18 protein-coding genes and 1 pseudogene are annotated in these 19937 nt (G+C 69.1%); 9 read left to right on the plus strand and 10 right to left on the minus strand.

The features are described 5' to 3' along the window. Positions 1–126: 126 nt before the first annotated feature. The 4 genes from AC0B44_RS00005 to AC0B44_RS00020 form a co-directional block, all read right to left on the minus strand. Positions 127–840 carry a maleylpyruvate isomerase family mycothiol-dependent enzyme gene (locus tag AC0B44_RS00005; protein WP_471900897.1) on the minus strand — a complete coding sequence of 238 codons (714 nt, stop codon included), beginning with the start codon at positions 838–840 and terminating at the stop codon, positions 127–129. A gap of 13 nt (positions 841–853) precedes the next feature. Continuing rightward, the gene (locus AC0B44_RS00010; RefSeq protein WP_471900898.1) at positions 854–1675 is read right to left on the minus strand and encodes a fumarylacetoacetate hydrolase family protein; all 822 of its coding nucleotides are present in this window, start codon (positions 1673–1675) and stop codon (positions 854–856) included. A 6-nt stretch (positions 1676–1681) separates the two neighbouring features. Next, a complete protein-coding gene (locus AC0B44_RS00015) occupies positions 1682–2749 on the minus strand; it encodes a cupin domain-containing protein (protein ID WP_471900899.1) in 1068 nt (355 codons plus the stop codon). Between the two features lie 107 nt (positions 2750–2856). Further along, positions 2857–3687, minus strand: a complete 831-nt coding sequence (locus AC0B44_RS00020) for an IclR family transcriptional regulator (protein ID WP_471900900.1) — start codon at positions 3685–3687, stop codon at positions 2857–2859. A gap of 99 nt (positions 3688–3786) precedes the next feature. Here AC0B44_RS00020 and AC0B44_RS00025 point away from each other — a divergent pair, with 99 nt between their 5' ends. From AC0B44_RS00025 to AC0B44_RS00055, 7 genes and pseudogenes are all read left to right on the plus strand, one after another. Then, positions 3787–4992 (plus strand): MFS transporter, encoded by a 1206-nt coding sequence (locus tag AC0B44_RS00025; protein ID WP_471901342.1) that lies wholly within the window; start codon positions 3787–3789, stop codon positions 4990–4992. A 31-nt stretch (positions 4993–5023) separates the two neighbouring features. Continuing rightward, on the plus strand, positions 5024–6220 hold the full coding sequence (locus AC0B44_RS00030; protein ID WP_471900901.1) for an FAD-dependent monooxygenase: 1197 nt from the start codon (positions 5024–5026) through the stop codon (positions 6218–6220). 158 nt (positions 6221–6378) lie between these two features. Next, positions 6379–7579: pseudogene (lhgO, locus tag AC0B44_RS00035) on the plus strand (L-2-hydroxyglutarate oxidase). Between the two features lie 76 nt (positions 7580–7655). Beyond that, positions 7656–8315: an SDR family oxidoreductase gene (locus AC0B44_RS00040; protein ID WP_471900902.1), complete on the plus strand. Its 660-nt coding sequence runs from the start codon at positions 7656–7658 to the stop codon at positions 8313–8315. A gap of 80 nt (positions 8316–8395) precedes the next feature. After that, entirely contained in the window at positions 8396–8932 is a 537-nt protein-coding gene (locus AC0B44_RS00045; RefSeq protein ID WP_471900903.1) for a DUF1772 domain-containing protein, read from the plus strand. 219 nt (positions 8933–9151) lie between these two features. After that, positions 9152–10336 carry a sensor histidine kinase gene (locus AC0B44_RS00050; protein ID WP_471901343.1) on the plus strand — a complete coding sequence of 395 codons (1185 nt, stop codon included), beginning with the start codon at positions 9152–9154 and terminating at the stop codon, positions 10334–10336. Beyond that, positions 10333–10992, plus strand: coding sequence for a response regulator (locus AC0B44_RS00055; protein WP_471900904.1), 660 nt, complete (start codon positions 10333–10335; stop codon positions 10990–10992). The genes AC0B44_RS00050 and AC0B44_RS00055 overlap by 4 nt, the downstream gene beginning before the upstream one ends. Here AC0B44_RS00055 and AC0B44_RS00060 read toward each other — a convergent pair. From AC0B44_RS00060 to AC0B44_RS00070, 3 genes are all read right to left on the minus strand, one after another. Beyond that, on the minus strand, positions 10973–11875 hold the full coding sequence (locus tag AC0B44_RS00060) for a hypothetical protein (protein ID WP_471900905.1): 903 nt from the start codon (positions 11873–11875) through the stop codon (positions 10973–10975). The two genes, AC0B44_RS00055 and AC0B44_RS00060, sit on opposite strands and share 20 nt — an antisense overlap. A 51-nt stretch (positions 11876–11926) precedes the next feature. Then, complete coding sequence (locus AC0B44_RS00065) at positions 11927–14062, minus strand: hypothetical protein (RefSeq protein ID WP_471900906.1); 2136 nt, start codon at positions 14060–14062, stop codon at positions 11927–11929. A gap of 112 nt (positions 14063–14174) precedes the next feature. After that, positions 14175–14372: a hypothetical protein gene (locus AC0B44_RS00070; protein ID WP_471900907.1), complete on the minus strand. Its 198-nt coding sequence runs from the start codon at positions 14370–14372 to the stop codon at positions 14175–14177. A gap of 161 nt (positions 14373–14533) precedes the next feature. On the opposite strand from AC0B44_RS00070, the gene AC0B44_RS00075 reads away from it, so the two are divergent. Further along, complete coding sequence (locus AC0B44_RS00075) at positions 14534–15481, plus strand: hydroxymethylglutaryl-CoA lyase (RefSeq protein ID WP_471901344.1); 948 nt, start codon at positions 14534–14536, stop codon at positions 15479–15481. 23 nt (positions 15482–15504) lie between these two features. Continuing rightward, positions 15505–16461: a glycerate kinase gene (locus tag AC0B44_RS00080; protein WP_471901345.1), complete on the plus strand. Its 957-nt coding sequence runs from the start codon at positions 15505–15507 to the stop codon at positions 16459–16461. 40 nt (positions 16462–16501) lie between these two features. Here the strand turns inward: AC0B44_RS00080 and AC0B44_RS00085 are convergent, their stop codons facing one another. The 3 genes from AC0B44_RS00085 to AC0B44_RS00095 all read right to left on the minus strand — a co-directional run bounded on the left by AC0B44_RS00085 (position 16502) and on the right by AC0B44_RS00095 (position 19783). Beyond that, positions 16502–17566: a hypothetical protein gene (locus tag AC0B44_RS00085; protein ID WP_471900908.1), complete on the minus strand. Its 1065-nt coding sequence runs from the start codon at positions 17564–17566 to the stop codon at positions 16502–16504. Positions 17567–17669: 103 nt separating this feature from the next. Beyond that, complete coding sequence (locus AC0B44_RS00090; protein ID WP_471900909.1) at positions 17670–18182, minus strand: LppA family lipoprotein; 513 nt, start codon at positions 18180–18182, stop codon at positions 17670–17672. Then, a complete protein-coding gene (locus AC0B44_RS00095; protein ID WP_471900910.1) occupies positions 18179–19783 on the minus strand; it encodes an alpha/beta fold hydrolase in 1605 nt (534 codons plus the stop codon). The genes AC0B44_RS00090 and AC0B44_RS00095 overlap by 4 nt, the downstream gene beginning before the upstream one ends. Positions 19784–19937 lie beyond the last annotated feature (154 nt).

A 19937-nucleotide genomic window follows, 5' to 3' on the forward strand; every position in this document is an offset into this window, starting at 1 on the left:
GTGAGTTGGTTACCGAATCGGTCGCAGTCCTCCTGAAACGACATGATCGTCGCAACCTCTCGTTGAGAGTGTTGCGACGATCATGTGAACCCGCCTCGGTGATGGAAGGGCCCTCGTCGCTTGTTGTCAGAGCCAGCGCGGCGGAGTGAGTTCTCCTCCGTCGACTCCGATGGCACCGCGTCCGGCAGCCCACCGGACCACTGCGGGAAGCAGGCCGCGCACCGTGTGCGTGGTGGCGGCGTCCGGTGCGACGGCGATGGTCGCGCCGCCGTCGATCTCGAGCGCGATACCCGCGCCGAGTTCCTTCTTCCGCCACATCCCGACGATGTCGTCGAGCAGCGACTCGAGCACGACCTTCGGGAAGTCCCCGAAGCGTCCGCCGTTGCCGAGATCGACGGCGTGGATCCACACTTCACGCGTGCGCATCCACACGGTTTCCTCGGCCGGAACCAGGCGCCCCTGCGCGGTGCGCACCTGTGCCTGCCATGCCGACTCCGGCAGGTTGCGCCACTTTTCGTCCAGCCGGGCGACCGTATGCGCGAACAGGTTACGAAGAGCTGCGGGACTCAGCGTCGCGCCCTCGGCGATCTCCTGTGCACGCTGCTCGGTCGAGGCGTACATCGGCGTCTCCACACCGGTGGCAGCCCAATCCATCAGGCGGCACAACGCGGCCGCGTTGTAGCCGATGTGGGCGGTCAGGTGCAGGCGGGTCCACCCGTCGAGCAGGGTCGGGCCGGCGAGTTCGTCGTCGGTGAGCTCCGCGAGCCGCTGCGACAGATACGCCGTGCCGCGGCGCGCGATGAGCAGCCGCTCGGAGAGTTCGAGATCGTTGAATCCCACGGTCTTCGGTCTCCTACTTGACGATGGTCTTGTTCTTGACGGAACCGAGGCCCTCGATGGTGACCTCGCAGACGTTGCCGTCCTGGATGTAGCGCGCGGGCTTGCGGGCGTGGCCCACACCGCCGGTGGTGCCGGTGATGATGACGTCGCCCGGCTGCAGGGTGACGATGTGCGAGATGTAGTCGACCAGCTTGGCCGGGGTGAACACCAGATCGTTGGTGTTCGACGACTGCATGACCTCGCCCTCGAGGCGGGTTTCGATCTTGGTGCCGAGCTTGTAGTCGGTGTCGAGGACCGGGCCGAAGCCGCTGGTCTTCTCGAACGTCTTGCCCTGGTCCCACTGCAGCGTGCGGTACTGGTAGTCCCGCATCGTGTAGTCGTTGATGACCGAGTAACCGGCGATGTACTCCTCGGCGTCGGCCTCCGACACCTGGTACGCCTGCTTGCCGATGACGACGGCGAGTTCTGCTTCCCAGTCGAGCTGCGAGGCGGCGTACGCCGGGACGATCACGTCGTCGTAGGGACCGGTGAGGGCTTCCTTGAACTTCGAGAACAGCGTCGGGAACTCGGGGAGTTCGCGGCCCATCTCCTGGATGTGCGTGGCGTAGTTGAGGCCGACGCACACGATCTTGCCGGGGCTGGGCACCACCGGTGCGTAATCGGCGTCGGCGAGGTCGACCTTCTTGCCCGCTGCCTTCTCCGCAACGGCCTTCCAGTCCGCGTTGTTCAACAGTTCGGACAGATCGGCATAACCGTCGATCACGGTCGCGGTCGAGTCGTCGTCGACGCGCACCGCGGCGGTTGCGCCGTCGAGTCGGAGGGTTGCAAGTCGCATGGTGGGTCAGGCTCCTTCGGAGATGATGGTGCGGTTGAAGTGCAGACGCTCCACGATGGGTGCGTCCGAGAACGCGAACAGGTCGACGCCCTCATCGGTTTCGAGCGACCATTCGACCCAGGACGGGACGACGATCATGTCGCCCTTGGCGACATCGTGGGAGACACCGCCGAGATCGAAGCGGCCCTGACCCTCGAACACCTGGAACACCAGGGAACCGACGTCGCGGCGGGGACGGGTGTGCGCGCCGGCGCGCAGACGGTGGAACTCGGCGCGGATGGTCGGCATGACGTCGCCGCCAGTGGTCGGGTTGGTGTAGCGGATCGCTGCGTGGCCGGGTTCCGGCGTCGCGGCGTAGCCCTCGTCCTCGAGGGCGAGCTGCTCGGCGAGGGCACGGTCGGTGTGCTCCCACCGGTAGCACGCGATCGGAGAGCTGGTCTTGCGATCGAGCCCGACGAGCGGACGCAGACCGGGATGCACCCACAGGCGCTCGGAGCGGGAGATGTCCGGGGTGCCCTCGTCGGTGACGCCGTCCGAACCGAACTCGAAGAAACCGGTGTCGGTGTAGTGGACGAACGGAATGTCGAGGCCGTCGATCCAGGCCATCGGCTGGTCGGTTTCGTTGTGGTGGCCGTGGAAGTTCCAGCCGGGCGTCAGCAGGAAGTCACCGCGACGCATCGCGACGGGGTCGCCGTTGACGACGGTCCACACGCCTTCACCTTCGACGACGAATCGGAAGGCGTTCTGCGAGTGCCGGTGCTCGGGTGCGGTCTCCTTCGGGCCCAGGTACTGGATCGCCGCCCAGAGGGTGGGCGTGATGTACGGGACTCCACCGAGGCCGGGATTCGCCAGCGCGATCGCGCGGCGCTCACCACCGCGGCCGACCGGAACGAGGTCACCGGCGCGCTGCGCGAGCGGGTACAGCGTGGACCACTTCCAGACGAACGGGACTGCCTTGGACGTCGGAGCCATCGGCATGAGGTCGCCGAGCTGAGTCCACAGCGGGTCGAGATGTTCGGCCTCGAAGTCGTCGTAGAGCTTCTGCAGTTCCGGATCGTGCTCGTGCTCGGTCATGGTCTCTCCTCGCGAAACGACACACACGTTGGGCGTTGATCACAACCTATGTCGCTCGGTCCGCTCGAGCACACAACATTCTTCCCTGTGGAATGTTGTCGTGGATCTCACGCCTCGATGTGTGCGACCTCCACCTCGAGGCCCCGGATCGCCGCCCGCATCTGCTGCACCAACTGCCCGTGCAGATGCTGCCGATACCTGGTCGCGGGCACCGCTGTGGTGAGCGCGGCAATGGCACGCCCGCGCCCGTTGCGCACCGCGACGCCGAACGCCGCGACGCCCTGTTCGGTCTGCTCGACGTTGACGGCGAATCCCACCCGCCGGGCCGCTTCGAGCTCACTGACGAAGATCTCGAACTCGCCGGGAGCGAGCCTCCGGTCCGTCTCCGACGCGGTCGGGCCCTGGCTGATCGTGGGCGGCCCCGCGGGACGGAGATACAACTGTTCGAGCGTGCGGCGGGGAAGTTCGGCGAGCAGGATGCGGCCGCCCGCGGTGAGCTCCGCAGGGAGCACCTGCCCCTGCCTATCCCCCACACGCAGCATCGTTGTCGATTCGGCGGTATACAGGAAGCGCGCCTGCGACCCGATGCGGAGAACCAGGTTGATGGTCTCACCGGTCATCGCCGCGAGCGCTTCCATGTGTGGACGGGCGATATCTGCGAGTTCCCTCGTCCATCCTTGTTTCGCCGGACCGGCGCCCATCGCCGGGCCGGGGTGATAGCGGCGCTTCTCGTCCTGCACGGCGAAGCCCCGGTATACGAGCATCGCCAGGAGCCGGTGTGCGGTCGACGGCGCCGTACCGAGAGCGTCTGCGGCGTCCTTCACACGCAGTGCTCCGACGTCACGAAGCAGCTGGAGCAGGTGCAGTGCGTTGTCGACGGACTCGAGCGAGTACGACGGTTTCGTGATGCGCCTGCCGGGCTTCGGTGAATTCTGCATAGAAGAACTTTATTGCACAGCTGGCGCGCGCGCATCAACGTAGGAATCATGCACAACTCCCCCGAGGCCACCGCCGCCTCCGGTGCGCGTCGTCTCTCCATGGCCCCGGGCAGCATCGCAGCGGTCGTCGTCTGCTGGTTGTTCGTCGTGTTCGACGGGTACGACCTCATCGTCTACGGCAACGTGATCCCGAGCCTCCAGGACGAGTGGGGCATCAGTTCGTCCACCGCCGGCACGCTCGGCAGCCTCGCGTTCCTGGGCATGATGGTCGGTGCAGTCCTCGCGGGAAGGTTGTCCGACGCGATCGGGCGCAAGCAGGCGGTCATCGGCTGCGTCGTCGTGCTCTCCGTCTTCACGGCGTTGTGCGCGGTTGCTCCCAGCCCGGTGTGGTTCGGTGCCTTGCGTCTCATCGCCGGCATCGGTCTCGGCGGACTCGTGCCCACCTCCAACGCCCTCGCCGCCGAACTCGTGCCCGACAAGTGGCGTGCCGCGGTCGCGACGATGATGATGTCCGGCGTCCCGATCGGTGGCACCATCGCCGCTCTCGTCGGCATTCCGGTGATCCCCAACTGGGGCTGGCGGCCGATGTTCCTGTTCGCGCTGGTCCCCCTCTTCGTCCTCGTCCCGCTGGCAATCAAGCTGCTGCCCAAGCACGCTCCCGACGCTCATCCCGGCAACTCCGCGGGCGGATTCAAGGAATTGCTCGGCGCACGGTTCCGCGCCATCAGCATCATGTTCGCGCTTGCGACAGTGGTGACCCTCCTCGCGTGGTACGGCCTCGGCACCTGGCTTCCCAAGCTCATGCAGGGCGAGGGCACAGACCTGGGCAACGCCCTGACCTTCTCCCTGGCTCTGAACCTCGGCGCCGTGGTGGGCTCGTTCCTCACCGCCTGGGGCGGCGTGCGGTGGGGTTCGGTGCCCACGAGCATCGTCGCCGCGCTGCTGGCCGGTGTGGCGTTGCTGACCCTCCTGGTCGACCCGCCCGTCGCTGCGGTGTACCTGATCTTCGTGATCGCCGGTGTCGGTACCCACGGCACCCAGGCACTGATCATCGCCGCCGTCGCGTCGTACTACCCCGACCACCTGCGCGGCACTGCGCTCGGCTGGGCCCTCGGCGTCGGCCGCATCGGTGCCGTTGCCGCCCCCCAGATCGGTGGCTGGCTGCTCGCCGCCGGACTCGGCGCCGACTCGAACTTCATCCTCTTCGGCGTCAGTGCCCTGATCTCGGCGCTGCTGCTCTCGGTGATCTGGCAGAAGTTCCCCGTGCGCCACGATGCGTCGCGCGCCCTGTCCCTCACCCACTGATCCCACCAGATTCACGACCCGAAGGAGTGTCATGTCCGATCTGAAGGACGCGCGAGTACTGATTGCCGGTGGCGGCATCGGTGGCGTGGCCAACGCCCTCGCTCTCGCCCTGAAAGGTGCGAACGTCACGCTCTTCGAGCGCGCCGCGGAGTTCGGCGAGGTGGGCGCCGGACTCCAGATCGGCCCGCACGGCTCGCGCATCCTGCAGTCGCTCGGCGTCTACGACGAGGTCATCGCCAAGGGCGTGCTGCCCAAGAACCTCGTCTTCCGCGACGCCGTGACCTCCGAGATCCTGACCAAGGTCAATCTCGGTCGCGATTATCAGGAGCACTACGGCGGCGTGTACTTCGTCGTGCACCGCTCGGACCTGCACTCGGTGCTCGTGGCCGCAGCCCGGCGCGCCGGTGCCGACCTGCGCACGAACTCCACGGTGACCGACGTCGTCACCGAGGGCGACAAGGTCCGCGTCATCCTCGAGAACGGTGACGAGCACGTCGGCGACATCGCACTCGGGATGGACGGGCTGCATTCGCGCCTGCGTCCCAAGATCTCCGACGACAAGCCCGTCGGCTCGGGCTACGTGGCGTTCCGCGGCACGTTCCCGATGAACGAGGTCCCTCTCGAAGAGGACATCGAGGACGTGGTGGGTTACATCGGCCCGCGCTGCCACTTCATCCAGTACCCGCTGCGCCAGGGTGAGATGCTCAACCAGGTTGCCGTCTTCCAGTCGCCCGCCTTCCTGCGCGGCGAAGAGAAGTGGGGAAGCCCCGAGGAACTCGAGCAGGCCTACGAGCACTGCCACGAAAGCGTCCGCTCCGCGCTGAAGTACCTGTGGACCGACCGCTGGTGGCCGATGTTCGACCGCAACCCGATCGACAACTGGGTCGACGGCCGCATGCTGCTTCTCGGCGACGCCGCCCATCCGCCGCTGCAGTACCTCGCGTCGGGTGCCGTGATGGCCCTCGAGGATGCCAAGTGCCTCGCCGACTACGCAGCCGAGGACTACAAGGGCGACAACGCGAACTGGCCGAAGATCCTGCAGGATGTCAACGCCGAGCGCGCGCCGCGATGCAACCGCATCCTGACCACCGGCCGCATGTGGGGCGACCTGTGGCATCTCGACGGCGCCGGCCGCGAAGCGCGCAACGAACTGTTCCGCATTCGCGACACCTCGAGCTACAAGTACACGGACTGGCTCTGGGGCTACAGCTCCGACCGCAAGCGCTGAATCGAGCACACCCCGCACGACAGCGACATCCCGTGGCCTGCAGAACCGGTGGCACCCACCGCGCCTGCGGGCCACGGGCCGTTGTGCGTCCCGGATGACGGACGGCGGCACCGCGTCGTGGGCAGCGAGATCGTGCACGGGTCCTTAAGGTGTCGCATATGGGCACATTGCGCGCGGCGGTCGTCGGGGGCGGCATCATCGGCGCCGCGACCGCGCGTCGCCTGACCGGACTCGGTGCGCACGTCACGCTGTTCGAGAAGGAACCGGCTCTCGCCGCGCACCAGACCGGCCACAACAGTGGTGTCGTGCATGCCGGTCTCTACTACCCGCCGGGGAGCCTCAAGGCGCGTCTGTGCCGTGGCGGCGTGGAACTGCTGACCGACTTCGTGGCCGAGAAGAATCTCCCGTACGACGAGTGCGGCAAGCTGGTCGTGGCCCTGGGGACCTCCGAACTCGGCCGGCTCGACGCGATCGAAGCACGCGCGACCGCCAACGGAGTGCCCGGGCTCCGGCGGCTGGACGCAGACGCGATCCGCTCCGTCGAACCGCACGCCGTGGGCATCGCAGCGCTCCACTCACCCCGCACCGCGATCATCGACTACACCGCCGTCACGCACGCCCTCGCCGAGGACGTCCGCGCTGCGGGAGGTGTCGTGCGCACGAGTACGACGGTGACCGGCATATGCGCCCGGGGCAACGCGGTGATCGTGGACTCGACCACCGCGTGCGGCTCTCTCGATTCGGAGTCCTTCGATCTGCGCGGGGCTCCAATCGGATCGTCTGGCGCGCAGCGCCGGCGACGGCGCGGACCCCCGGATCGTGCCTTTTCTCGGCGACTATCACCTCCTGAAACCGGAGCCCGCACGAAAGGTCCGGGGTTTGATCTATCCCGTCCCCGACCCGCGGTATCCCTTCCTCGGAGTGCATCTGACCAAGCGCATCGACGGGCGTATCATGGTCGGCCCCAATGCTTTCCTCTCCCCGGCGCGGGAGTTGTACACGCGGCGGGGTTGGTCCTGGCGAGACGTCCGCGACGCCGTCGGATTCCCCGGCTTCTGGCGGTTCGCGGCGCACAACGTGCCGGCGGCGGCCCGGGAGTTGCAGACGGCGGTGAGCACCCGGCGTTTCGCCGCAGAAGCGGCGAAGTATGTGCCCGGATTGACCGCCCACGACCTTCTCCCCGGGCCTCGCGGGGTCCGGGCGCAGGCGATGACCGCCGACGGCAGCCTCGAGGACGACTTCGTCATCACCGGCCACGGACGCATCGTGCATCTGCGCAACGCCCCGTCGCCCGGTGCCACATCGTCCCTGGCCATCGCGGAATATCTGGTCGATTCGGCGTTCGAACGCCTGCGCTGAGTGCGACCGGGCGTAGAGACGACCGAATGCGGGCATGCTGACCGAGTACATCGCCCGCAACGCTAGGAGCATCGACATGACACGTATCGCAGTATTCGGCGGACACGGCAAGGTGGCACTGCACCTCGAACGTCTGCTCTCCGACGCCGGTCACGAGGTCTCCGCGATCATCCGCAATCCCGACCAGGCCGACGACGTCCGCGCGGCCGGTGGCACGCCGGTCGTCGCCGATATCGAGACACTCGATGCTCTCGAGTTCAACAAACTCCTGCAGGGTCACGATGCGGTGGTGTGGTCGGCGGGCGCCGGCGGCGGTAGTGCACTGCGCACGTACGCCGTGGACCGCGACGCGGCGATCGCGTCGATGACGGCGGCGCAGCAGGCGGGCGTTCCCCGATACGTGATGATCTCGTATTTCGGATCCCGGACGGACCACGGCGTACCGGAGGACAACAGTTTCTTCGCCTACGCCGAGGCGAAGGCCGCCGCGGATACCCATCTGCGCGGCACGGATCTGGAATGGACGATCCTCGGCCCGAGCCGTCTCACCCTCGACCCGCCGACGGGACGCATCGAGATCGCCGGCCACGGCGCGGACGAGCCCGGTGAGGTCTCTCGTGCGGACGTGGCTGCCGTCGCCGCCGCGGTGCTCGAGCGGCCCGAAACAGTCGGTCGCACCATCGAATTCAACAACGGTGACACCCCGATCGGCGAGGCGCTCGACGCGCTGCGGTAGCGCGCGTACGTCGGAAGTCGTACTGCGATTACGTCGCAGGACGGACGACGGCGAGAGGCGCGAAAACTAGCGTCGTCGCCATGACTCCGAACAACTTCTCTCCCCGTACCGCGGTGATCGTGGCCTACAGCTGGGTCACGCTCATCGCGTTCGGGGGGATCCTCACCGAAACGATCATCCTCTACCCCAATGTCTTTCACGATCCCCCGGCGTCGCTCGACCTGACCCGCGAGTTCATGTCGCAAGCCGGACCGGCAGACCTCTTCCCTCCCCTGGGCGCGTTGACGGTGGCCCTCGCGGTGGCGTCGGTGTTCGTACTCCGGCGCGACAAGAAGCCCCGTCCGTGGGCGGCGGCGAGCCTGATATCGCTGGTCTTCGGCGAATTCGCGTTCTCGGCCCTCTACTTCTGGCCACGGAACACGATCATGTTCGACGAAGGCGCCGCGGTGCACTCCGTCGAGGTACTCCGCCAGACCGCAATCGAATTCGAGAACGGTCACTGGGTTCGTCTGGCGATGGGCGGAGTGACCGCCGTCCTCGCCTTCGTCGCGTTGTACAAGGTACTGACGGCCCGCACGTCCGTACCCGCGCCGGCAGAGGCACCGGTCGCCTCGTAATCGCAGTCCCGTCCGGACGGCAAGGGTGTACGGGCACCCTCGCCGTCCCCGCCGTCCGGGCATCGCGGCACAGATCGCATTCGGTTCCCGGTAGCGCCGACCGGCGGTAATCTCGCCGACGTAGCGCCGATCGGCACGTGCGCGGGCGATCGGCGGGTACTCGCACCGGCCCCACCCCGGATCGATGTTCGATGCAGGACCGGAGGAAAGGCGACGACCATCTCCGAGCACACCAGCACAGCCCGCAGGGGCGACCACCGGCAGGATCTCACGACCGACGCACTTCTTGCCGGGGGCCTGCTCGCGATCGTCAGCGGCGCGATCGCCGCGGACATCGGGGGCGACGGCGCCGGACCGTCTCCGTTCGCCTACCTGTTCGGCGCGCTGTTCGCTGCACCCGTGTTCCTGCGCCGGCAGCGACCCGTTGCCGTTCTGCTGTTCACCGCCGCCGTCCTGGTGGCGTATTACGCCCTGTCGTTCCCACCCATCGGGTTGGCCCTACCCCTGTCGGTGGCGCTGTATTCGGCTGCCGACTCGGGACACCTGCGATGGGCCGTCTCTGTCGCCGGTGTCCTCACAATCCTCTCGACAGCGGTCCGGATGGTCCAGGGCGACGATCTCGCCTACCTGCTCGGGTTCGAATCGGCGGGTTCGGTGGGACTGATGGCGGCGGTCATCGCGCTGGGCGACAGTGTGCGATCCCGCCGCGCTCTGCGGGAGGAAATGGCCCTCAGAGAACAGTCGGCCCACCTCGAGCGCGAACGGGAGGCCGCGAGTCGCGTCGAGCACGAACGACTCCAGATCGCCCGCGATCTCCACGACCTGCTCGCCCACACCGTGTCGGTGATCTCGCTGCACACCGACGTGGCCGCCGAGACACTCGAGGACGATCCTGCCCTGGCGCGCCGGTCACTGTCGGCGGTGCGCGACTCGTGCTCACGCGCCGTATCCGAACTGCATGCGACGGTGGAGGCACTTCGCTCGCCCAGTGCCGCTGCGCGCGAGAATCACTCGCCCACGCCCGGACTCGCCGAGATCGAGCGGCTCGCCGGCACCGTCACGGAAGCGGGCATCGCGGTGCAGGTCGAATCCCGGGGCACCCCGGCACCGCTACCCGCCGTCGTGGATGCGACTGCGTATCGCGTGATCCAGGAAGCCTTGAGCAACGTCCTCCGCCATTCAGATGCGACGAAAGCGGTTGTCGCACTGGATCACCGCAACGGTATTCTGAGAGTCTGCGTGAGCGACAACGGCCGCGGGACGCGCGGCGGCCCCTCCACCGGGTGGGGGCTGACCGGCATGCGCGAACGGGTCGCACTGCTCGGCGGGACCGTCGAAGCCGGCACTCGGGACGGTGGCGGCTTCGTCGTCGACGCCCGCATTCCGGCCGGGGGGTCGCCGTGATCCGGGTTGTACTCGTCGACGACCAGGCCCTCGTGCGCGAAGGACTGCGGGCACTGCTCGAGCGCACGGACGACATCGCGGTGGTGGGCGAAGCTCACAACGGCGACACCGGCGTGCAGGTGGTCGCCGAAACCGCTCCCGACGTCGTACTGATGGACATTCGGATGCCCGGCACCGACGGGATCGCCGCGACTCGCCGGATCGTCGACGATCCGGCACTGTCCCACGTCCAGGTGGTCGTCCTCACGACGTTCGACACCGAGGACAACGTGCTCGATGCCATCCGGGCAGGTGCCGTCGGTTTCCTCGTGAAGGACACCGCGCCCGACGACCTGCGCACCGCGGTCCGTACGGTCGCGGGCGGGGAGGCCATGCTTTCGCCGGCCGTCACACGACGCGTGATGCAGGCTGCCGCACGCGGTGCCGGTGTCCGCGACACCGGGCAACTCGACCGCCTCACGGACCGGGAGCGAGAGATTCTCGCCGAGGTGGGCCTGGGTCTGTCCAACGACGGGATCGGCGAGAAACTGTTCATCAGTCCCGCGACCGTGCGCACCCACGTGACCCGCGTCCTCGCCAAACTCGGCGTGCGCGACCGCGCCGGTCTCGTCGCGATCGCCTTCCGGACGGGACTCGTCAGGCCGGAGGATCGGTAGCGGGCCGCGCCGCGGGCGGGTCGCTGTCGTCGTCGCGGCTCAGGGTCTCGGTCACCCGTGCGCGGCCGCGTTCGAACACGTCACCGAGCGCTCCACCGACCGCTTTGAGGGGGCTGTCGATGGAGTCGAGCGCCTCCGCGATCTCCGGATCCTCGTCGGCCAGCCAGCCCGCTTCGTCGGCCCGGAACGCCGACCGGTAGTCGTCCAGATCGCGGCGGAGCATCGACAACGCGCGGGTCGTGCGGGTCGACGACAACCGCCGGACGACTTCGAGCGGCGATCCCTCCGCGAATCGGGCGAGGGCGCCGCGCGCCCGGCGCAACAACTCGGCATCCCCCTCGAAATGCCGGGCGAGCGCCGCACGGGCAGCGGCGACGACCTGCGGATCGGGTTCGGTTCCGTCTCGAGCGATGCGTACGCGGTGCCACAGGAACAGGCAGTCTTCGACCAGCACGAGCAACTGGAGGGTCTCACCGAGCCACTCCTCGACCGCCGCCTTCTGGAGGTACTCGAGATGCTGGTGAACGGGCGTATCCCCGGCGGCCTCGTCGAGCAGGCCCGACGCGTGACCGCGCAACCGTGTCGCGGTGTCGTCGAGTCGTGGGCCGAGGTCGGCCAGGGGTGCCCAGTCGGCGTCGGGAAGGGTACCGCGGTGGTCGACGATGGCAGCTGCCCTGGTCAGAGCATTGTGCCGCGCGACCACGTCGCCGAGGGCGGGCGCCTCCACCAGGGAAAGCACCCGTTCCACGGTGTCGGGTGCGGCGTCCTCGCCCTCGAGTCGGACGATGGCGGCCTCGACGGAGGCCACGGCCCCCTTCAGCGCGCCGACGACGGAATCGGTCGCGGTCGGTCCGGTGGCGTCGGTGCTCGGAGCGTCGGTCATGGTCTCCATCGTGCTACGGACGAGATTCGATCGCATCAGGTCCCCGTGCGCTCAGCTCGGCACACGCACCCACGCGTCTTCGAGAAGTGCCACCACGTCGGTTTCGCGACGGGCCCGATAAGCGGACAGAATGCGCCGAGGACGGGTTTCCGCACCGAGGTTCAGGGCTGTCGCGAACGCCGAGGCCACCCTGTCCTCGGGCACGACCTCGGGAGTGGTGTGACCGACGAGCGCGAGCGCCTTGCGCAACGGTTCGGCGTTGTCGGCGACCGTGCGTAGTGGCAGCACGTCGAACCGGCCGTCGCTGCGGAAATCGAGGAACAGTTCGCCGTCGGCATCGACTCCGATGTCCTCGAGGAACCTGCGGATCGATCCGAGTTGCGGGACGGGCCCGAACCAGCGCAGAGTCTGTCCACCCAAGCGCGACGGAAGAACGATCTCGCTGCCCGGCTCGCACCCGACGAGCGCAGCCACCGCCGACGGCACCGCGCACTCGGCACCCCGCACGTGGTCGCGCGTGACCGGGATGCGTAGGCGCCAGCCGTCGTCGAGCCGGTAGAGCCGGCGGGTGCGCTCGGGTTTCGAGATCGGCGCGTGCGCACGTCGCCGGCGCCGGACGCGGTCGTCGACGACCTCGAACTCTCCACCGGCCGCGAAGGTCCGGGCCGACCCGTCGGAAATCCCGAACCGCTCCATGAGTGCGGTCGCCACGACGTCGACCGGCGCGCTGCCGTCTCGGTCGTCGATCAGCCGGGCGATGCGGTTGCGGATCGCGGTGACCACGTCGGTCTCCCACTCCGCGAGTGCCCAGCGGCCGTGCACCAGGACGAAACGCTCGTCGTCGGCGAGTTCGGCGACCAGCGTATGCACGTCGGCGTTCACATCCATGCGGGCGACGAGTTCGTCCGCGGTGTGCGGATCGCCCAGCACTTCGAGCACCTGGGCGGCGCGGCCGGCGAGGTCGTCCTGCGGGGCGAGGAGCCTGCCCTCGAACATCGATGTCCCGCAGTACTGCGTCCATGCGGCGAACTCGTCCGCCGGCAGCGTCCAGGTCGCCTGCACTGCGGCAGGCTCGACCACCCCGTTGGCGGATTCGAACTCGGCGAGCAGCGCGCGGGTCTGCTTCTCCGCGTCGGGCAGATCCGGAACGGCCATCCAGCCGTCGGCCGCCTCGAATCGGTCGTCGAGGCGGTGCAGCACCTGCCACAGCGGCGCATCGAGCGCCGGCACCGGCCGGGTGAGCACCGGAAAGTCGCGCAGGATGCGGTCGAATGCGGCAACCGGCCGCACCCGCACGCGCAGCGCGGCGAGCAGATCACCGACCGCCGTGCCGAACGGGAAGGTCGAGGGCGCTGCCGGGTCGTCGACGCCGTCCCGGACGCGCCGTCGCAGGGCCTGCCGGTCCGGTTCCGGCAGCGCCTGGATGTATTCGCCGAGTTCGGCGATGGGGTCGTCCGACGCGGGAACCGGGAGATCGCCTGCGGTGAGCGCACGAATGCGCGCTGCGACCGTGCGGATCTCCTCGGGCGCGCCCTCCTCGAGGTCGACACGCAGCAGGGGGCGTTCGTGTGCGCCGCTCAGCATCCGCCAGCGCGCCAGTTGCGCGAGGTCTTCGACGAGCAGGTCCAGCGCCGGTACCTCGGTGCCCGAAACGGACACCTCGGGGGGCCGGTTGCCGGGGAGCGAGGGGTCCGGATCGCGCAGGACCGTCGCGACCAGAACCGCGCACACGATCTCGTCGACGGTGTCGCGGTCGGCGCCGCGCACCGCGAACAGGTCTGCCGGGCTGCGGCTGAACAATTCGGCCGTGGTGGGGGCGTGCGGAAGACGCGCGATCACCGTCGCAGCGGCGGCGTCCAGGTCCAGCGCGGACACCGGCACCTCCACCTCACGGAGCAATGCATCGGCGAAGCGCAGATCCGGATGGTCGGTGACGTAGATCCGGGCCAGTTCGGCGCACATCTCGGGGATGCCCGCCTCGTGCGCGGTGTCGGCCGGCGACTGCTCCTCCCACCACCGGGTGGTGGGAGCGAGCGCGGACAACGCGACGGTGCGCGCCGACCCGTAGCGATCGAGCCAGGGCATGAGCTCACCCCACGGCCGGTCCTCGAGTTCCTCGACCGACAACGCACGCGACCACAGCGACACGATCCGTTGCTCCTCTTCCGCGACCGAAAGGACGGCCACGGGCCCCATTTCAGCGCCCGATGCCCTGATCAGGACATCCGGCAACCAAGCATACATTTCGGCCCGGCCACGAACCGTGCGCAGCGTGCGCCGTCAGCGAGCACCCGATGGGTCAGGTCGCGGCGGCATCACGCTCCGTATCGCCCTGAGCTTCCGGCCGCAGGCGCAGCAACACCAGGCCCGCAACGGAAGCGACGATCAGCGACCCCACCGCACCGTTGACGTGGAGGGCGTAAACGGCCACGCCGGCTCCCACCAGTCCTGCCAACAGCGCCAACCAGAGCAGCGCTTTCCCGACGAACACACCCATTTCCCCGTACCTTCCGGCAAGTCTCCATCCGTTCGGAAGGATAGTGTCACTTGTCACAGATCCCGCACCGGCCACGCGGTGTGTCCACGAATCGTGCTCGTCTTGCGGCGCGACCATACTGGTCCGTGAAGAACGGCGTGCACGAGGGTGGAGGCGAGAAGGTGACCGAACCGAAGACCGGAAACGATCTTCAGGCCGGAGGTGCGATCCTGCGGGACGTGACCCTGCGGGACGGCCTGCAGCTCACCGGGAAGATGCTGCCCACCGAGCGCAAGGTCGAGGTGGTGCGTGCGCTGCTCGCCGCAGGCGTGCCGGAACTCGAGATCGGCTCGCTCGCACGCCCCGACCTGGTGCCTCCGATGGCCAACACACTCGAACTGGTCTCGGCGCTCACCCCGGAAGAACTCGACCGGTGCTGGGTGTGGGTCGCGACGCCGCGGCACGTCGAGAAAGCCGCGGCCGCCGGTGCGCGCCGATTCCAGTACTGCTTCTCGGTGTCCGACGCCCACAACCGCGCGAACATCGGGCGCGACACCGACGACAGCCTCGAGGCGATGCCGGCCGCCGTCGAACATGCGCGAGCAGTGGGCGGCAGCATCCAGTTGTGCCTGGCCACCGCCTTCACCTGCCCGTTCGACGGTCCCGTCGACCCCGACCGGGTGCTCGAGATCGCGAACGACCCGCGGGCCGACGGCGCGGCGGACATCGTCCTCGCCGACACCCTGGGCCAAGCGGTGCCCGGCCAGGTGGAAGCGCTGGTGCGCCGCGTCCGCACACAGTCACCGCAACGCCGCATCGTCTACCACGGGCACGACACCTGGGGACTGGGCGTCGCGAACAGCCTCGCCGCGGTCGGGGCGGGAGCGAGCGTGGTGGACGGAGCGCTCGCCGGACTGGGCGGATGCCCCTTCGCCCCCGGAGCGAGCGGCAATACCGCCAGCGAAGACCTGCTGTTCGCGATGCGTCCGGACTGGCTGACACCGGCCGGTTTCGGTGCCCTCGTGGAACTCGGCGAAGACCTCGTCACCGAACTCGACGAACCGAACCGGTCCCGCGCCCGCCAGGGTGCGCGGTCCGAGGCAGATGCCTTCGAGTGGGTGCTGCGGTGACCGCCCACGACGCGGCAACCGGTTTGCGGATTCTGATCGCACCCGACAGTTTCAAGGGGACGTACGGCGCCGACGAGGTGGCCGACGCGATTGCCCGGGGAGCCGAGACGGCAGGGCATCACCCCACGCGCATGCCGGTGGCCGACGGCGGCGAGGGCACGCTGGCGGCGCTGACCGCCCCGCTCGGTCTGGAGACCGTCCGGGCCGACGCGGTGAATCCGTGGCGCACACCGTGCCGGGCCGTCTTCGGTCTCGGGCCGGACGGCACCGCGGTCGTCGAACTGGCCGCTGCCGGCGGGATCACCACACCGCACGACGGCCCGCGCGACCCGGTCACCGCCGACACGTACGGGACGGGAATGCTCATGGCTGAGGCGGCGCGGCGCGGTGCTCGGCACATCGTCGTCGCCGCAGGGGGTTCCGCGACCACCGACGGTGGTCTCGGTGCAATCGCCGCGATCGACGACGCCGGCGGTCTCGGTGGCGCGCGCGTCACGGTCCTCACCGACGTCACGACCCGGTACACCGACGCGGCTCGGGTCTTCGGTCCGCAGAAGGGCGCCGACCCCGCAACCGTCGACCTCCTGACGCGGCGACTCGAAGAGGCCGCTGCGTCACTGCCGCGCGACCCTCGTCCCGTTGCGGGAACGGGTGCGGCCGGCGGGTTCTCGGGCGGCATGTGGGCGCGGTTCGATGCGGAACTGCGCTCCGGCGCCGATTTCGTGCTCGACGCCGTCGGTTTCGACGCGGCCGTGCGTGCCGCAGACCTGGTGGTGGTCGGCGAAGGCAGACTCGACGGACAGTCGCGCGCGGGGAAGATCGTCTCCGCCGTTCTCGCTCGCTGCGACGGCGTGCCGGTGGTGGCCGTCGTCGGCTCGGTCGGCGACGACCTCGGGGACTATCGATCGCGCTTCGCGGATGTCGTCGTCGCGTCGGACCTCGACGCCATGATCCGCGCGGGAGCCGGGCTGAATCTCTGAGACGGCTTCCGGCGTCGGAACTCCGGCACGCCTTGCGGCGTCAGGGCTCGACGGGTCGGTTCTGCGCACAGGGATCCGAACCGGCAGTCACCGGCGCACCCGGCACGGCGCCGGGGCCGACACTCCGATCCGTATCGGCGGGGCCGGGCAGGTCGGGATCGGACATGCGGATCGGCCACGACACGGGCCGCGCACCTGCGCACGGATCCGCCGGCACCGCGACAGGCGTCTCCGGCACCGGTACCGCCACCGACGCGGGTGCAGGTGCAGGCGTGGAGGGCGCGACCACCGTGTCCGGGTTCGGCGTGCCGTCGCCCGTCTGCCCGATCCCGCCGACCGCCACCGCCAGTCCTCCGCCGAGAATCGCAACCAGCGCGACGATGGCGGCGAGCAGAGCCACTCCCCTGCCCCGGCCCGTAGGCGCACCGGCGACGGGCGCGGGCCGGTTCCGTTCGGCCGCAACGAGCGACGCACCGGTCGCGCGATGCCAGGGCACGCCGTGCGGCGTGACGAAGGGAACGCCCAGGATCGTCGCGAGTTCTCTCGCGGGACCCGCGTCGCCGGGTTGCAGGTCCAGGAACACCAGCGCGTTCGGTGTCTTACCCGCGCGCGCGATCGCTTCGTCCATCGCTTCCGGAAGCGATTCGGAGTAGCCCCCGAACACGTCGCCGGCGGGAGTCACCGACGCAAGCACGGCACGAGATCCGGTGTCGACGACCGACGCGGATTCGACACTGCCGGTACGGGTGTGGAGTGCGAGCACGGTAGCCGCGGCCAGTTCCGGGGCACCGGCGAGGTACGCCAACCGGGCGTCGTCCAGGTCGACGATTTCGACGGGGGTATCGGTGACCGCCGCGATCGCGTCCGCGACGTCACGGGCGTCGTCGGCACCGCCCGGAGTGACAGTCAGGCCGATCGACAGGATCGACAACGACGCCTTCGCGGCTCGCTCGGTCATCGCGACCACCGCGGCCGCCGCGGTGTCGGCAGGTGCTGCGTTGCGGTCCGCGACGAGGCGCTGCGAGTCGAACGGTCCGAGCGACGGCACGTCGGCATCGACGAGCACCGCGCACACTTCACCGTCGTCCACGGCAATGCCGAGCATCGGACGCATATCCCTGTCCCCTCGCCGACTCACAGCTGACACGGAAAGCACGAGCGTAGCCGACGGGGTGGTCGGAGCCCGGAACAACGCGCCCCGGTGCGCGTCACTCCCGATAACAACCCGTGGTGAGCGCGACCGTCGAAGCGATATAGCTGCCGAACGTGATGTACGAGCCGTCTGCGGCGAACATCCGGAAGGCGAAACCGACGTCGGGCGGCATCACGAGCGGTTCGTGGAATCCCGCACGTGCCGCGACCTTCTCGAAGACATCGGCCGCGCGGCTGAGGGCATCGGCGGGGACCGGCACTTCCGACCCGTAGATGGGCAGGTGCACGAGCGTGCCCACGGTGTCGTCGGGCAGCGTGCATGCGGTCGCGGACCGCGCGAACCGCGGTGTGAAGTGCAGTCCGGGGAACTCGGCCGACAGTGCGGTCAGGATGTCGCGCTGGACTCCGCTGTAGAACTCGACGGCGCCTCTGCTGGTCGAGGCGACCGGTTCCGGTTTCGCGACGGGCACCGGGCGCTGTCCACAACCGGACGTCGCGGCGAGCACAGCGAGCAGTGCCCCCACACCGATCCCGGTGCGCAATCCACGGCCACGGCCGGTCCCGGTCATGCCGCACTCCGTCCTGCGGCACCGGAGACCACCGATGCGACCTGATAGGAACTCGTCGTTCCGGGTTGGAGATAGGAACTGTGCCCGGTGATGCCGATCAGTGGTTCTCCCGTGGCCGCCGTGTCCGCTCCCGAGGGCAGGTGGGTCAGTCCGTCCAGGAAGCTCGGGTCGCCGCTGAATGTACCGACGTCGGCGAACGCATCCCGTCGGGCTTCGATCAGATACGCAGCGCCGTCGGGCAATCCGAGCTCGCGCACGTCGTCGGTGCCGATACCCGGTGCTCCGAGGAACACCGCGGCGTCCGCGTCGGCTCCGCGTGTGAGTGCGAGACCCGCGACCAGTGCCCCGTAGGAATGTCCCACGACGGTGACGTCGGGATCGTCGCCCCGGGACGCAGCCAACCCCTCGAGAAACCCGGACAGGCGTGGTGCGGCAATCTGCGCGGCGAGATCGGAGACAGGACTGCGTTCTGTGAACGCCAGTCCCCAACCCCATTGCGGCGCCTGGTAGTTCAGCCACGTCACCGCTGCGACTGAGCCACCTCGCCCGGGGGTGTCGCCGACTTGGCGCTGTGCTTCGTCGCGCAGCGCCGCGATCTGCGTGTCGTAACCGCCGACACTGCCCTGGACGGTCGAACCGGCGCCCGGCACGAACACCGCGACGTGGTCGGCCTTGTCGACGTCTCCTACCGCGACTGTCGCCATCGCCTCTCGTCCGGACAGATCGAGCGAGAGGAGGTGACGATCGTCGCGCGACAGCACCTCGTCGAGCGCGTCCAGCGCCGCGAGCTTTTTCTCGGTCTGGTCCAGTCCGGCGTCGGCATCGACGAACAACCCGCCGAACAGGTTGTTCCCGAGTTCGGTTCGCAAACGGTTCGCGGCGTCTTCGAGTCGTCGGCGTTCGACGTCGAGCAGCGCACGGTTGGCGGCGTCGCGTGCGTCGGCGGGGATTCCGTCCAGTGCACCGATCGAACCGGGCCGGCCGGACAGGAGCGCGGCACGGTCCTGCTCGTCCAATTCGCGCCACCACTCCGCTACCGCGCCGGGAGGAGTTCCCGGTTCGGGGATCCGGGGCAGATCGGGTAACTGCGCGCGGATGTCGCCGAACCGCAGCGAGTCGGTCCCCGCCTGCCCGTCGTTCTCGTCGAGTTCGCGCGCGAGGACGGACGCAGCGTCGCGGTCGAGTTCGGTGGCGCGCGCGAGCAGGGTTGCCACGCGGGCTTCTAGTGCGGCACCGTCGGCGAGCGCCGGTGATCCGCCCGGCACCGGGCGGACGGTGCCGTCGCCGGCGACGACGTAACCGGCCGCGGCGGCCGCAATGCGGGCGTCGTCGAGTTCGGTGTGCAGCATCCGCAGTACCGGCGCCACGCGCATCGCGCACTCCTGCACGCGGCGAATCGACTCTTGATGGTCCGCGAGCGCCGACGCGTACGCAGCGAAGGATCGGGAAGCGGACCGGTGCGCGGCGCCGCGCCACCGGCTTTCGCAGGCCGCCTGTGTGGCTACCGCTTCGCACACTTGCCCGACGCGGGCGGCACAGCGCCCCAGTTCCTTCTCGAAGTCGTTCAGCGCCTCCGGATTCCACCGGACCAGATCGTCCATCTGCATCCTCTGCACCCCCTGCTCGCAGCGTAGAGACAGAGCAGTGGGGGGGGGGGGGGGGGGGGGGGGGGGGGGGGGGGGGGGGGGGGGGGGGGGGGGGGGGGGGGGGGGGGGGGGGGGGGGGGGGGGGGGGGGGGGGGGGGGGGGGGGGGTG

The sequence above is a fragment of the Rhodococcus sp. NPDC019050 genome (genome assembly GCF_055664235.1).

What these genes read in the sequence shown, in the direction of transcription:
- AC0B44_RS00015 (WP_471900899.1), bottom strand. Translation starts at nt 2,749, where the DNA reads ATGACCGAGCACGAGCACGATCCGGAACTGCAGAAGCTCTACGACGAC.
- AC0B44_RS00025 (WP_471901342.1), top strand. Translation starts at nt 3,787, where the DNA reads ATGGCCCCGGGCAGCATCGCAGCGGTCGTCGTCTGCTGGTTGTTCGTC.
- AC0B44_RS00040 (WP_471900902.1), top strand. Translation starts at nt 7,656, where the DNA reads ATGACACGTATCGCAGTATTCGGCGGACACGGCAAGGTGGCACTGCAC.
- AC0B44_RS00085 (WP_471900908.1), bottom strand. Translation starts at nt 17,566, where the DNA reads ATGCTCGGCATTGCCGTGGACGACGGTGAAGTGTGCGCGGTGCTCGTC.
- AC0B44_RS00095 (WP_471900910.1), bottom strand. Translation starts at nt 19,783, where the DNA reads ATGGACGATCTGGTCCGGTGGAATCCGGAGGCGCTGAACGACTTCGAG.
- AC0B44_RS00010 (WP_471900898.1), bottom strand. Translation starts at nt 1,675, where the DNA reads ATGCGACTTGCAACCCTCCGACTCGACGGCGCAACCGCCGCGGTGCGC.
- AC0B44_RS00060 (WP_471900905.1), bottom strand. Translation starts at nt 11,875, where the DNA reads ATGACCGACGCTCCGAGCACCGACGCCACCGGACCGACCGCGACCGAT.
- AC0B44_RS00045 (WP_471900903.1), top strand. Translation starts at nt 8,396, where the DNA reads ATGACTCCGAACAACTTCTCTCCCCGTACCGCGGTGATCGTGGCCTAC.
- AC0B44_RS00090 (WP_471900909.1), bottom strand. Translation starts at nt 18,182, where the DNA reads ATGACCGGGACCGGCCGTGGCCGTGGATTGCGCACCGGGATCGGTGTG.
- AC0B44_RS00020 (WP_471900900.1), bottom strand. Translation starts at nt 3,687, where the DNA reads ATGCAGAATTCACCGAAGCCCGGCAGGCGCATCACGAAACCGTCGTAC.
- AC0B44_RS00030 (WP_471900901.1), top strand. Translation starts at nt 5,024, where the DNA reads ATGTCCGATCTGAAGGACGCGCGAGTACTGATTGCCGGTGGCGGCATC.
- AC0B44_RS00070 (WP_471900907.1), bottom strand. Translation starts at nt 14,372, where the DNA reads ATGGGTGTGTTCGTCGGGAAAGCGCTGCTCTGGTTGGCGCTGTTGGCA.